Source organism: Vibrio sp. YIC-376 (genome assembly GCF_052353105.1).
In the GTDB taxonomy this organism is placed as follows: Bacteria; Pseudomonadota; Gammaproteobacteria; order Enterobacterales; family Vibrionaceae; genus Vibrio.
In genome coordinates, this window is the sequence record NZ_JBBWFK010000013.1 from 60479 (window position 1) to 74110 (window position 13632).

A 13632-nucleotide genomic window follows, 5' to 3' on the forward strand; every position below is an offset into this window, starting at 1 on the left:
CTATTCAGGAGATTGGCATGACTCAAGATGAAATGAAAAAAGCGGCTGGTTGGGCAGCATTAAAATATGTTGAAAAAGGCAGCATTGTCGGTGTAGGCACTGGCTCTACCGTGAATCACTTCATCGATGCACTAGGTACTATCAAAGACGATATCAAAGGTGCAGTCTCTAGTTCTGTTGCTTCTACTGAGCGTCTAAAAGAGCTTGGTATTGAAGTATTCGAGTGTAACGACGTAATTAAACTAGATGTTTATGTTGATGGCGCAGATGAAATCAACCCGACGCGAGACATGATTAAAGGTGGTGGTGCAGCGCTAACTCGTGAAAAAATCGTTGCAGCAATCTCTGATAAGTTCGTTTGTATCGTCGACGATACAAAAGCAGTTGATGTACTTGGTCAATTCCCTCTTCCAGTAGAAGTCATTCCAATGGCTCGTTCTTACGTAGCTCGCGAACTGGTTAAACTGGGTGGTGATCCTGCTTACCGCGAAGGTGTTGTCACAGATAATGGCAACGTGATCTTAGATGTACACAACATGAAAATTACCAACCCGAAAGAAATGGAAGACAAAATCAACAGCATCGCTGGTGTTGTGACAAATGGTCTTTTTGCTCATCGTGGTGCTGATGTGGTTATCACTGGCACACCAGAAGGTGCAAAAATCGAAGAGTAAAAAACCTAGGAAACACAACTATCAGGTTCATTTTTCGGTTATTTCATTACATACGGTGCTGCAAAGCACCGTTTTTCATTCTTTCTCCAAATAAATTTATTCCTTATTCCGTAATTTTCTTACCCAAAGTAATTTTTTTTTGTTACTTTATTGAACAGAAGACGCACAAGGAAACGTTTGTCCTCCTACAAAACTATTAATTATCCCCTTTTTGATGGTTTTGCCCAATGTGCGCCATATTAGCCCACCTTTCCATTTTAAGGACGAGAAAAAAATGGCCAAAGTTTCACTGGATAAAGAAAAAATTAAGATCCTCTTGCTGGAAGGTTTACACCCTTCTACAGTTGAAGTTCTTGAAGCAGCTGGTTACACCAATATCGAATATCACAAAGGTTCGCTTCCTGAAGATGAACTGATTGAAGCCGTTAAAGATGTTCACTTCATTGGTATCCGCTCACGCACCAACATTACTGAAGAAGTACTTAATGCAGCAAACAAACTGGTTTCGATTGGCTGTTTTTGTATCGGCACAAACCAAGTTGATCTGGGTGCAGCGGCTAAACTTGGTATTCCAGTATTTAATGCTCCATTCTCAAACACTCGAAGCGTAGCAGAATTGGTTTTGGGACAAATTCTACTGCTTCTTCGTGGTATTCCTGAAAAGAACGCACTTGCACATCGTGGCGTCTGGAAAAAGAGCGCTGACCACTCATACGAGGCACGTGGTAAACGTCTGGGTATTATCGGTTATGGCCACATCGGTACTCAGTTGGGCATCATTGCAGAAAACCTGGGCATGCGCGTTTACTACTACGACATCGAAAATAAACTGTCGCTTGGTAACGCAACTCAAGTTCATACAATGAGCGAGCTGCTAAATAAGTGTGATGTCATCTCATTGCATGTTCCTGAAACACCAGAAACTAAGAACATGATGGGCGAAGCCGAGTTTTCACGCATGAAACCTGGCGCAATCTTTATCAACGCTGCACGCGGTACTGTTGTAGACATTCCTGCTCTTTGTAACAGCCTGGAATCAGGTCATCTATCAGGTGCTGCTATCGACGTATTCCCTGTAGAACCAAAAACAAACGCAGACCCGTTTGAGTCGCCGCTGCAAAAATTCGACAACGTTATCCTAACGCCGCACGTGGGTGGTTCAACACAAGAAGCTCAAGAAAACATCGGTGTAGAAGTAGCAGGTAAGCTAGCGAAATACTCTGACAATGGTTCAACGCTTTCAAGCGTCAACTTCCCAGAGGTTTCTCTACCTGTGCACGGTGGTGAATGTTCTCGCTTGCTACACATCCATAAAAACCGTCCTGGTATCCTTACTCAGATCAACACCATTTTTGCTGAAGAAGGTATCAACATTGCGGCGCAGTACCTACAAACCGCAGCTGAGATCGGCTACGTTGTTATCGATGTTGAAACCGAGCGTTCACACGAAGCACTGACCAAACTGAAAAGTATTGAAGGCACTATTCGTGCGCGCATTCTTCACTAAGAAGAACACAAACGACAAAGGCAGGGATATTCCCTGCCTTTTTTATTCTATTAATCAGCTTCGTATTATTTGAGCTTATAAATCACTTCGACCTGATCTCGAATCACCATCGTAGAATCTTGATAGCTGTTCGCGCTTTGCTTGCTGTCCATCGCCATTGAGCGCATTAATACCGGAGCAGGATAGTTATGGTTATAGTTCACGCGCCAGATATCACCGAGCTGCTTACCAAATCCAGATGCCAACGAAGCAGCACTGTCTTGAGCATCTTTAATCGCTGCCATACGCGCCTTCTGTTGGTACTCCGCTTGATTGCTCACTTTAAGCTGGATATTGTCTACCTGATTAATACCCGCCTGTATCGCCATATCTAAATATTGGTTAAGATCCGCCAAATCCGTCACAGTGACATTAATACTGCGAGAAGCACGGTAACCTACGAGCTCAGCTTTACCTGATTTAGGGTAATGATATTGTGGAGCAAGGTAGAGATTCGAGCTTGTGATATTGTCTTTTGACAAGCCAGCATCTGTCAGGTTTTGCAGAAATTCATCAACGGTCTTGTCCACTGACTGCTTGGCTTGCTCTGCGGTCATTGTGGTATCCACGACCTTGACTGAGAAAGTCGCCATATCTGGCACAGCAGTCACTTCGCCATAACCCGTAGTAGTAACGTGAGCAAATTCAGGTGTATTGGCAAGAGCTGAAACACTGGTAAGGCTGAGCACGGAAGCCAGCAAACACGAATACAGTTTCATTCAAGAGTTCCATCCATAATAAAAAAGTGAGCTATCCCAAAGCTGACAAGATAAAGTCATCAACGATCAATGTCGCGGGGATAGATGTGTTGATAATAGAAACTTTTGGCGATTATCCAACCACCCTAGCTCACTTCTAACACAACTTTGACTGTGTAATTTCAGTGTAATTTTCGACCAAATCAACACTGTTGGGCTCTGATTAACCAATACCTTTATCACTTAACTTGGTAAATGGCTTTGAGCATAACTGATTATTGCTTGAGAAATTTCCTGTAAAACACCAGTTTCCAACTGCCAATGATGCCAGTAAATACGATAGGTCATCAGGAAGCCTGGTGTAATATCAATCAGCAATCCTTGCTCCAATTCGTCAGAGATCTGCAGACGAGGGATCAAACAATATGCGACCCCAGCTAACGCCAATTTTAAAAATGCTTCAGAACTACTTATATTGTGATGGATAACGCTGTCAGGACGAACATTGAAATGCTCAGTAAGAAACTTCTTGTGTAGCTCATCGTATTGATCGTAGGAAACCGCCGGAGCATTGGCGAGCGTTTTGTTATTTACGCCATTAGAAAAATAGCGCTGATAAAATTCAGGGCTCGCTACACACACATAGTCAATACGTCCCAAATAATCAGCTCGACAACCAGGAATCGCTTGCGACTCCAAACTGATAGCGCCAGCAACCTCCCCACTTTTCAGCTTCTCTATTGAACGAGATTCTCCGTAGATAGCTAGCTTTAACTCAACTTGGCGAGTTTTCATCACATTCTGCAGAGCAGGCAGTAACCAAGTAGCCAAACTGTCTGCATTCGTCGCTAATGAAAGCTGAACAGGGCGAGTATTGGTGTCATTTTTTAACTCGGGCAGAATTTCATATTCAAGCAACCTAACACGACGATACAAACCCAGTAGCTTCTTTCCTATTGGCGTCGGTTTTGGTGGTTGTTCACGAATCAACACAGGTTGAGCAAGAAACTTTTCTAACTGCTTGATACGTTGAGATATCGCCGATTGCGATACATAAAGGCTCTCCGCCGCGCGCTCAAAACTGCCTTGATAGACTACCGCATCTAGCGCTTCAATCCATTTATAGTCCAACCCGCGCATAATAACCAACCTTCAATCCAGTTAAATAAGCATAGCTAATAATATATTAAAATCATTAATTATACTTATTTAAACAAAGTCTTTATCTTTCATCTCTTCGTGATTTTATTGACTATTTTTTGAGGTGAATTGTGAGTTTTTGGGTTGTATTGCAGGGATTTGGGTTAGGGGCATCGATGATCATTCCGATTGGGGCGCAAAACGCGTATGTCTTGAATCAAGGCATTAAACGCAACCATCATCTCACCACAGCAACTATATGTAGCATTCTAGATATGCTGTTTATTTCTCTGGGCATTTTCGGTGGTGGTGCCGTTTTATCTCAAAATGAAATACTTCTTACCGCTGTTACACTTGGCGGTATCGCATTCCTAAGCGTCTATGGTTACCTGTCACTACGAAGTGCATTCAAGCCAGAAGGTGAATCGGAAACGAAAGGTCAAGTGATTGCACGTGGACGACGTACCGTTATTTTAGGTGCACTTGCTGTGACGGTTTTAAATCCACACTTATACCTAGATACAGTCGTTATTCTTGGTTCCATTGGCGGCCAGTTTGAAGGTCATGACCGCATAGCATTTGCTCTCGGTACCATTATGGCTTCTTTTGTGTGGTTCTTTACCCTGTCTCTGGGTGCAGCCAAATTGGGTCCAACTCTGTCCAAACCTAAGGTGAAAAAAGGCATCGATATCGCTGTAGCTATGATGATGTTCGCCATCGCGTATGTTTTAGCGAGTGAGTTAATGACGAAGTATTGGGCATAATTCACGTCATCTAAGTTTAAACATAGTGTGAATCACCTTCTCTAACACCCATAAAAAAGCGAGACCAAGAAGGCCTCGCTTTTTAAATACCTAATCGTGCTGATTAAGCTTCGACTTTGTTCAGATGAATATCCATCTGCGGGAATGGGATCTCGATACCGTTTGCATCCAATGCTTCTTTAATGCCTTGCATTGAGTCAAAGTAAACTCCCCAGTAGTCCGCTGTTTTAACCCAAGGGCGAACAACAAAATTCACTGAAGAGTCTGCTAGAGCAAGTACACCGATCGTAATATCAGGATCTTTTAGGATACGTGGATCTTTCTCTAGTGTTTCACGGATAACTTTTTTAGTTAGTTTCAGATCCGCTTTGTAAGACACACCAATCACTAGATCGACACGGCGAGTCGAGTGACGAGAATAGTTAGTAATTGCGCCACCGATAACAGAAGAGTTAGGTACTACAACCATTTTGTTATCCGGAGTTTTTAGAACCGTTTGGAAGATTTGAATCGCTTCAACGCTACCAGCAACACCACCAATCTCTACATAGTCACCTGATTTAAACGGACGGAACGCTACGATCAGTACACCTGCCGCAAAGTTTGATAAAGAACCTTGTAGAGCAAGACCAACTGCAAGACCAGCCGCACCGATAACAGCGACTACAGATGCAGTTTGAACACCTACGCGGCCAAGGGCAGCGATAAGTACGATAACGAAAAGTAGGTAACGAACAAGACCGTGAATAAATTCAACGACTGCCTTATCCATATTTTTCTTTTCAAGTACTTTTGCCACACTACCAGCGACTGCTTTAACGATAATATTACCGATAAATAGGATAATCAGCGCTGAAATAATGTTTACACCATACTGAACAAGTAGGTCTGAGTTATTTGAAAGCCACGTCTCAGCTTTAGTCAACCCGTCAGTTAACGTGGTATCGATACCTATCGATTCACCTGCCATAATTCTTATCCTCAAATAAAAATATAAAACCAATTGCCGTTTACTTATGAACCTTATTTTTTATAGGCTCTTATCTAAAACAATATCGCTATTGTCATACTGACCAGTGTCAGATTTTTGGCACGATATATCAACCTTGACGTTTTGCAAAGTCAGAATTTCGCAAACACATGCAAAACAAGACATTATCAGAGTTTTCCTATATCGGCTTGTTACAGGTTACGCAATGCTCTTCCATTTAGCCACTTCTTAATGCCTAAACTTACTCATATTGAACAAAAATAAATCAAAAACAGTTCAAGATAGGGATATACACCCAGATGCAACATGCAATAACTCTTTCAAGCCTCTTTAATAAAGAGCAGTGAATTAAGCCAGCAATAAATTTTAGATATAAAAAAACCCGCTCAAGGAGCGGGTTTTAAAATAACTCAATTCGGACGAATTATAGTACGTCGATTGCGTTAAGGTCAGCAAATGCTTGCTCAAGACGAGTAACCATTGAAGCTTGACCAGCACGTAGCCATACGCGTGGGTCGTAGTACTTCTTGTTTGGCGCGTCTTCGCCAGTTGGGTTACCGATTTGACCTTGTAGGTAATCGTGGTTTTCCGCTTCGTACTGACGGATACCATCCCAAGTTGCCCACTGTGTATCAGTATCGATGTTCATTTTGATAACACCGTAGCCGATAGACTCTTGGATTTCTTCTTGAGAAGAACCAGAACCACCGTGGAATACGAAGTTTAGAGAGTTCGCTGGTAGACCGAATTTCTCAGAAACGTATGCTTGAGAGTCACGTAGGATAGTTGGAGTAAGAACAACGTTACCTGGCTTGTAAACACCGTGTACGTTACCGAAAGATGCTGCGATAGTGAAACGGTGGCTGATAGCGTTTAGTTTCTCGTATGCGTAAGCAACGTCTTCTGGAGAAGTGTATAGCTCAGATGAATCCATGTCAGAGTTATCAACGCCGTCTTCTTCACCACCAGTACAACCTAGTTCGATCTCTAGAGTCATGTTCATCTTAGCCATACGCTCTAGGTATTTAGCACAGATTTCGATGTTCTCTTCTAGAGACTCTTCAGAAAGGTCGATCATGTGAGAAGAGAATAGAGGTTTACCAGTTTGAGCGAAGTACTCTTCACCCGCGTCTAGTAGACCGTCGATCCATGGTAGAAGTTTCTTAGCTGCGTGGTCAGTGTGTAGAATCACTGGTACACCGTAAGCCTCAGCTACAGCGTGAACGTACTTAGCGCCAGCGATAGCACCCAAGATTTGAGTACCTTGACCTTCAAGTTTTAGACCTTTACCAGCAAAGAAAGCAGCACCACCGTTAGAGAACTGAACGATAACTGGAGCTTTAGCTTTTGCAGCTGCTTCAAGTACTGCGTTTACAGAGTCAGTACCAACACAGTTTACTGCTGGAAGTGCAAAGTTGTTTTCTTTTGCAACTTCAAATACTTTCTGAACGTCATCGCCAGAGATAACACCTGGTTTTACGAAGTCGAAGATCTTAGACATGGATTTAATCCTATTTATCTGTCGTTTTTAAACAAAACTTATTAAGTTGAAAATCTTGCAAACGTTTGCTCACAACTGAGGCTATTTTAGCAGAGTTCCTCTGACGTTGCAGCAAACAAGAAAGCGGGAGAATGACTCCCCCGCTTTGCTTTAATTACTTAGCGCGTGCTTCTAGCATTTCTACTGCTGGAAGAACTTTACCTTCTACAAACTCAAGGAAAGCGCCGCCGCCAGTAGAGATGTAAGATACGTCAGCTTTGATACCGAACTTGTCGATAGCTGCTAGCGTGTCACCACCACCTGCAACAGAGAAGCCTGCAGATTTAGCGATAGCTTCTGAAATGCCTTTAGTACCCGCTTCGAAGTTCTTGAACTCGAATACACCTACAGGACCGTTCCAAAGGATAGTTTTTGCATTGCTAATGATTTCAGCAAGAGCCGCAGTTGAATCTGGACCTAGGTCGAAGATCATGTCGTCATCTTGAACATCTGCAACGTTCTTGATTTCAGCTTCTGCGTTTTCGTCAAATGCTTTAGCACATGCAACGTCAGTAGCAACTGGGATAGAACACTCTTTCATTAGTTTTTGAGCTGTTTCGATAAGGTCTGCTTCGTATAGAGACTTACCTACGTTGTGGCCAGCAGCTGCGATGAATGTGTTCGCGATACCACCACCAACAACAAGTTGGTCAGCAATTTTAGATAGAGATTCTAGAACGGTTAGTTTAGTAGAAACTTTAGAACCACCAACGATAGCAACTAGTGGACGCTCAGGGTTGTCCATTGCTTTACCTAGAGCTTCTAGCTCAGCAGCAAGAAGAGGACCAGCGCAAGCAACTGCAGCGTGCATACCTACGCCGTGAGTTGACGCTTGAGCACGGTGAGCAGTACCGAATGCATCCATTACGAATACGTCACATAGTGCTGCGTATTTCTTAGATAGCTCTTCTTCGTTTTTCTTCTCGCCTTTGTTAAAGCGAACGTTTTCTAGAACAACAAGTTCACCTGCGTTTAGCTCTAGGCCATCTAGGTAATCTTTTGCTAGTTTAACTTCGCAATCAAGTGCGTCGTTTAGGTAGTTAACAACAGGTTGTAGAGAGAACTCTTCAGCGTACTCACCTTCAGTTGGACGGCCTAGGTGAGAAGTCACCATTACTTTAGCGCCAGCTGCAAGACAGTGCTTGATAGTTGGTAGTGAAGCTAGGATACGTGCATCAGAAGTCACTTTGCCATCTTTCACAGGTACGTTTAGGTCCGCACGGATAAATACACGTTTACCTGCAAGATCCAGGTCAGTCATCTTGATTACAGACATGTTGTGTCCTCTCAAATATTTAATAATTAAAGTTTTGAAAACTCGGCAACCCTGCCAAGCCTGTTAATTCGTCAAACTGGTTATAGAATATGGAGACTTACAATATTTATTTCAAGGCTAAAAATAAATATTTTTCCATCGCTGCACTATGTCTTACTCTGCAGCTTGCATTGCTAAAGCGGTATCCAGCATCCTATTAGCAAAGCCCCATTCGTTATCACACCATACGAGCATTTTTACTAATTGCCCGTTGCTCACTCTAGTTTGAGTTCCATCCACGATCGCACTATGGGGGTCATGGTTAAAATCGATGGAAACGAGCGGCGATTCAGTATAGTCAACAATGTCACGTAATGTACACTGAGATGCTTTAACAATGGTTTGATTTACGTCATTAACTTTCACATTTGTACTAATTGTGACGCTTAAATCCATTGCAGTAACGTTAACTGTCGGAACTCGAACAGAAATCGCTTCAAATTTGTTAGAAAATTTCGGGAAGATTCTTTCAATCCCTTTATGCAACTTCGTGTCAACAGGGATAATAGATTGGCTTGCGGCACGTGTACGGCGTAGATCACCATGATACGCGTCAATGACCTGTTGATCGTTCATTGATGAATGGATAGTCGTAATCGTACCGGACTCAATCCCGAATGCTTCATCTAAAACTTTAATGATAGGAACGATGCAGTTAGTAGTACAGGAACCGTTAGAAACGATGACGTGTTCATCTTTTAACGTTTCATGATTCACGCCGTAAATTATGGTGTTATCGATATCGGCTGAACCTGGATGGGAAAATAGTACTTTTTTAGCGCCTGCCTCGATATGGGCTAGGCCATCTGCTTTGGAGCCGTACACACCGGTACAATCCAATACGATATCAACTTCGAGATCTCGCCAAGGGAGAAGTTCAATGTCGGCAAGATGAAGAATGCGGATGGCATCGTATTCGCCCGTCTCTTGATGACATGAACTGTGGTGAACATATAAATGCTCTTGGTCATGAGAGATCTTTTTGCCAAAACGGCCATGACTGGTGTCATATTGAAGTAAGTGCGCCATCGCTTCAGGCTGAGCCAGTTCGTTTACCGCAACAACCTTGATCTGCTGATGTTTGCCGCTTTCATATACAGCCCGCAGAACATTACGACCTATACGTCCAAATCCATTGATCGCAACCTTTAGCATTTATCCTTCGCCCTACCTGAATTTTCGTGTCACAAATAGTACCCGATGAGAAACAAAAACGCATTAAGTAAGTGACTTTACCGACACTGTGAACATAAAAAAACCGAGCATTCCTGCTCGGTTTATTTCATCTGCGTTTTTCTTACGCTAGCAGTTCTTTAGCAGTGTTTACTACGTTTTCAGTAGTGAAGCCGAACATCTTGAACAGTTCGCCTGCTGGTGCAGATTCACCAAAGGTCGTCATGCCGATGATCTTGCCGCCGAAGCCAACGTACTTGTACCAGAAGTCTGCGATGCCTGCTTCGATAGCGATACGTGCAGTGACGTCTGATGGTAGTACAGCTTCACGGTAAGCCGCGTCTTGCTTGTCGAATGCATCCGTTGATGGCATTGAAACAACACGTACTTTCTTACCTTCTGCAGTTAGCTGCGCTGCTGCTTCAACCGCTAGCTCAACTTCAGAGCCAGTTGCGATAAGGATAAGCTCTGGCTTGCCTTCACATTCTTTCAGGATGTAAGCACCTTTCGCGATGTCTGCTACTTGTTCTGCAGTACGCTCTTGTTGTGCCAGGTTCTGACGAGAGAAAATAAGCGCAGTTGGCGCATCTTTACGTTCGATAGCCAGTTTCCAAGCCACTGCCGATTCAACCTGATCACATGGACGCCATGTGCTCATGTTCGGAGTCAGACGTAGAGAAGCCATTTGCTCAACTGGTTGGTGAGTTGGGCCATCTTCGCCAAGGCCGATAGAATCGTGCGTGTACACCTGGATGTTCTGAATTTTCATCAGAGCGGCCATGCGCATGGCGTTACGTGCGTATTCCATGAACATTAGGAACGTTGCACCGTAAGGAACGAAACCACCGTGTAGCGCGATACCGTTCATGATCGCAGTCATACCGAATTCACGCACGCCGTAGTGAATGTAGTTACCTGAGAAGTCAGTCGCTTCTAGAGACTTAGAGCCAGACCACATAGTCAGGTTAGAAGGCGCAAGGTCAGCAGAGCCGCCCATGAATTCTGGAAGCATCTGACCAAATGCTTCTAGTGCATTTTGTGATGCTTTACGTGATGCGATGTTTGCTGGATTCGCTTGAAGATCGGCAATAATTTGGTTTGCTTTCTCTTCCCACTCTGCAGGTAGTTCGCCATTGATACGACGCTTAAGCTCTGCCGCTTCTGCTGGGTAAGCTGCAGCGTAAGCTTCGAATTTCTCGTTCCATGCTGCTTCTTTTGCTGCACCCGCTTCTTTCGCATCCCATTCTGCGTATACGTCTGAAGGGATTTCAAATGGACCGAATTCCCAACCTAGGTATTCACGTGCTGCTTGCACTTCGTCTTGACCAAGTGGTGCACCGTGACAGTCGTGAGAACCAGACTTGTTAGGAGAACCAAAACCGATGATAGTCTTAGTACAGATTAGCGTAGGGCGAGGGTCTGCTTTTGCCGCTTCAATTGCTGCATTAATTGCTTCAGAATTGTGACCATCTACCGCTGGGATTACGTGCCAGCCGTACGCTTCAAAACGCTTAGGCGTATCGTCAGAGAACCAGCCTTCAACGTGACCATCGATAGAGATGCCGTTGTCATCCCAGAACGCGATCAGCTTGCCAAGGCCTAGCGTGCCTGCTAGTGAACACGCTTCGTGAGAGATACCTTCCATCAGACAGCCATCACCCATGAACACGTAAGTGAAGTGGTCAACGATGTCGTGGCCTTCTTTGTTGAACTGAGCTGCCAGTGCTTTTTCAGCCATTGCCATACCAACTGCGTTAGTAATGCCTTGACCTAGAGGACCCGTTGTCGTTTCGATACCTGGTGCGTAACCGTACTCTGGGTGACCTGGAGTCTTAGAGTGAAGCTGACGGAAGTTTTTCAGATCGTCGATAGATAGCTCGTAACCACTTAGGTGTAGTAGAGAGTAAATCAACATTGAGCCGTGGCCATTTGAAAGTACGAAACGGTCGCGGTCAGCCCATTCTGGGTTAGATGGATTGTGGTTTAGGTGAGAGCGCCAAAGAACTTCAGCGATATCAGCCATACCCATAGGTGCACCTGGGTGACCAGAGTTAGCTTGTTGAACACCATCCATGCTTAGAGCACGGATTGCATTGGCAAGATGTTTACGAGACGACATGTCTGCTCCTGAGTACGTTAAGCGAAACGAAAAAATTGGTCATAATTCTCTCAAAGCCCCTTAGGGAGCGCAAACGTTTTCCACCCCAAAAGCTCACAAATATTGCATCTGTGAATTTAATTTCCTCGAAACTCTCAAAATCTTAAATATCTCAGGCAAACGTTTGGCTGTGACAAAAATCAAAAAAGAGCTTGTAATTCGAGCAATCAAAATTAGAATAGCCGTCTAGATGTAGATACACCTGCATATATTAGTATTATTTTGCGCTGGAGCGTTTATCATGCTCCAGTTTTAAACCAGATATAGTGGAGCTAACATGGCTAAGCACCTGTTTACTTCTGAGTCAGTATCAGAAGGTCATCCAGATAAAATTGCAGACCAGATTTCTGATGCGGTTCTTGACGCGATTCTAGAGCAAGATCCAAAGGCTCGTGTTGCATGTGAGACTTACGTTAAAACCGGTATGGTAATGGTAGGTGGTGAAGTAACGACTTCAGCATGGGTTGACATTGAAGAGCTAACTCGTGAAACCGTTCGTGAGATCGGCTACACTCACTCAGATATGGGTTTTGATGCGGACTCTTGTGCGGTACTCAGCACAATTGGTAAACAGTCGCCAGATATCAACCAAGGTGTTGATAAAGCTGATCCAAAAGAGCAAGGCGCCGGTGACCAAGGCATCATGTTCGGTTACGCATGTAACGAAACTGAAGTTCTAATGCCAGCTCCGATTACTTACTCTCACCGTCTTGTTGAAAAACAAGCTGAAGTACGTAAAAACGGTACACTACCTTGGTTGCGTCCAGACGCGAAATCTCAGGTTACGTTCCAGTACGACCAAGGTAAGATCGTAGGTATCGATGCAGTTGTTCTTTCAACTCAGCACTGTGATTCAATCTCTACTCCAGACCTACGTGAAGCAGTAATGGAAGAGATCATCAAGCCAGTTCTTCCTTCAGAGTGGCTCAGCAAAGAGACTAAATTCTTCATTAACCCAACAGGCCGTTTCGTAATCGGTGGTCCAATGGGTGACTGTGGTCTGACTGGCCGTAAGATCATCGTAGATACCTACGGCGGCGCAGCTCGTCACGGTGGTGGTGCATTCTCTGGTAAAGATCCATCAAAAGTTGACCGCAGTGCGGCATACGCAGCTCGTTACGTCGCGAAAAACATCGTAGCCGCTGGTATGGCTGATCGTTGTGAAATCCAACTGTCTTACGCTATCGGTGTTGCAGATCCAACATCTATCATGGTGGAAACGTTCGGTACTGAGAAAGTCCATCACGACATCATCATCGAAGCGGTACGTCAGTTCTTTGACCTACGTCCTTACGGTCTACAAGAAATGCTTAACCTTCTGCAACCAATGTACAAGAAGACAGCTGCATACGGTCACTTCGGTCGTGAAGAATTCCCATGGGAAGCGACTGATAAAGCAGAACTTCTTCGCGATTTCGCTGGCATCAAGTAATCGAGCCTCACTCGGAATCTACAAAGCCCTCGCCTCTTGGCGGGGGCTTTTTGTTTCGTCCTATTTCCTACTTCCTTTGCCCACCAGTCGAAACTGACCCGAACAAATTTCAAGCAAATAGTTGTAAATTGTCCCAACTCCGCCAATAGTTAAAATATTGTTAAATAGCATTTCAATAACAACGCGGATCTGAGCTAGTGT

11 protein-coding genes are annotated in these 13632 nt (G+C 44.0%); 4 read left to right on the forward strand and 7 right to left on the reverse strand.

What is annotated here, in order from left to right; translation table 11 throughout:
• Nucleotides 1-17 precede the first annotated feature (17 nt).
• Nucleotides 18-674: a ribose-5-phosphate isomerase RpiA gene (gene rpiA, locus WJM94_RS19965; protein ID WP_444495933.1), complete on the forward strand. Its 657-nt coding sequence runs from the start codon at nt 18-20 to the stop codon at nt 672-674.
• A 274-nt stretch (nt 675-948) separates the two neighbouring features.
• The gene (gene serA / locus WJM94_RS19970) at nt 949-2181 is read left to right on the forward strand and encodes a phosphoglycerate dehydrogenase (RefSeq protein ID WP_444495934.1); all 1233 of its coding nucleotides are present in this window, start codon (nt 949-951) and stop codon (nt 2179-2181) included.
• A gap of 65 nt (nt 2182-2246) precedes the next feature.
• Here the strand turns inward: serA and WJM94_RS19975 are convergent, their stop codons facing one another.
• Both WJM94_RS19975 and WJM94_RS19980 read right to left on the reverse strand, forming a co-directional pair.
• On the reverse strand, nt 2247-2939 hold the full coding sequence (locus WJM94_RS19975) for an oxidative stress defense protein (protein ID WP_444495935.1): 693 nt from the start codon (nt 2937-2939) through the stop codon (nt 2247-2249).
• A 222-nt stretch (nt 2940-3161) separates the two neighbouring features.
• Nucleotides 3162-4058, reverse strand: a complete 897-nt coding sequence (locus tag WJM94_RS19980) for a LysR family transcriptional regulator ArgP (protein WP_444495936.1) — start codon at nt 4056-4058, stop codon at nt 3162-3164.
• A 131-nt stretch (nt 4059-4189) separates the two neighbouring features.
• On the opposite strand from WJM94_RS19980, the gene WJM94_RS19985 reads away from it, so the two are divergent.
• Nucleotides 4190-4822, forward strand: a complete 633-nt coding sequence (locus tag WJM94_RS19985; RefSeq protein ID WP_444495937.1) for a LysE/ArgO family amino acid transporter — start codon at nt 4190-4192, stop codon at nt 4820-4822.
• Nucleotides 4823-4925: 103 nt separating this feature from the next.
• Here WJM94_RS19985 and mscS read toward each other — a convergent pair whose 3' ends face one another.
• The 5 genes from mscS to tkt all read right to left on the reverse strand — a co-directional run bounded on the left by mscS (nt 4926) and on the right by tkt (nt 11960).
• Entirely contained in the window at nt 4926-5792 is an 867-nt protein-coding gene (mscS, locus tag WJM94_RS19990; protein ID WP_444495938.1) for a small-conductance mechanosensitive channel MscS, read from the reverse strand.
• 445 nt (nt 5793-6237) lie between these two features.
• On the reverse strand, nt 6238-7314 hold the full coding sequence (gene fbaA / locus WJM94_RS19995; RefSeq protein WP_444495939.1) for a class II fructose-bisphosphate aldolase: 1077 nt from the start codon (nt 7312-7314) through the stop codon (nt 6238-6240).
• A 154-nt stretch (nt 7315-7468) separates the two neighbouring features.
• Nucleotides 7469-8629, reverse strand: coding sequence for a phosphoglycerate kinase (locus tag WJM94_RS20000; RefSeq protein ID WP_444495940.1), 1161 nt, complete (start codon nt 8627-8629; stop codon nt 7469-7471).
• A gap of 153 nt (nt 8630-8782) precedes the next feature.
• Nucleotides 8783-9823: an erythrose-4-phosphate dehydrogenase gene (gene epd / locus WJM94_RS20005; protein ID WP_444495941.1), complete on the reverse strand. Its 1041-nt coding sequence runs from the start codon at nt 9821-9823 to the stop codon at nt 8783-8785.
• A 142-nt stretch (nt 9824-9965) separates the two neighbouring features.
• Entirely contained in the window at nt 9966-11960 is a 1995-nt protein-coding gene (gene tkt, locus WJM94_RS20010) for a transketolase (RefSeq protein WP_444495942.1), read from the reverse strand.
• Between the two features lie 316 nt (nt 11961-12276).
• Here tkt and metK point away from each other — a divergent pair, with 316 nt between their 5' ends.
• On the forward strand, nt 12277-13431 hold the full coding sequence (gene metK, locus WJM94_RS20015; protein ID WP_444495943.1) for a methionine adenosyltransferase: 1155 nt from the start codon (nt 12277-12279) through the stop codon (nt 13429-13431).
• The last annotated feature ends 201 nt before the right edge of the window (nt 13432-13632 follow it).

What these genes read in the sequence shown, in the direction of transcription:
- serA (WP_444495934.1), top strand. Translation starts at nt 949, where the DNA reads ATGGCCAAAGTTTCACTGGATAAAGAAAAAATTAAGATCCTCTTGCTG.
- WJM94_RS19975 (WP_444495935.1), bottom strand. Translation starts at nt 2,939, where the DNA reads ATGAAACTGTATTCGTGTTTGCTGGCTTCCGTGCTCAGCCTTACCAGT.
- fbaA (WP_444495939.1), bottom strand. Translation starts at nt 7,314, where the DNA reads ATGTCTAAGATCTTCGACTTCGTAAAACCAGGTGTTATCTCTGGCGAT.
- WJM94_RS20000 (WP_444495940.1), bottom strand. Translation starts at nt 8,629, where the DNA reads ATGTCTGTAATCAAGATGACTGACCTGGATCTTGCAGGTAAACGTGTA.
- mscS (WP_444495938.1), bottom strand. Translation starts at nt 5,792, where the DNA reads ATGGCAGGTGAATCGATAGGTATCGATACCACGTTAACTGACGGGTTG.
- tkt (WP_444495942.1), bottom strand. Translation starts at nt 11,960, where the DNA reads ATGTCGTCTCGTAAACATCTTGCCAATGCAATCCGTGCTCTAAGCATG.
- rpiA (WP_444495933.1), top strand. Translation starts at nt 18, where the DNA reads ATGACTCAAGATGAAATGAAAAAAGCGGCTGGTTGGGCAGCATTAAAA.
- epd (WP_444495941.1), bottom strand. Translation starts at nt 9,823, where the DNA reads ATGCTAAAGGTTGCGATCAATGGATTTGGACGTATAGGTCGTAATGTT.
- WJM94_RS19980 (WP_444495936.1), bottom strand. Translation starts at nt 4,058, where the DNA reads ATGCGCGGGTTGGACTATAAATGGATTGAAGCGCTAGATGCGGTAGTC.
- metK (WP_444495943.1), top strand. Translation starts at nt 12,277, where the DNA reads ATGGCTAAGCACCTGTTTACTTCTGAGTCAGTATCAGAAGGTCATCCA.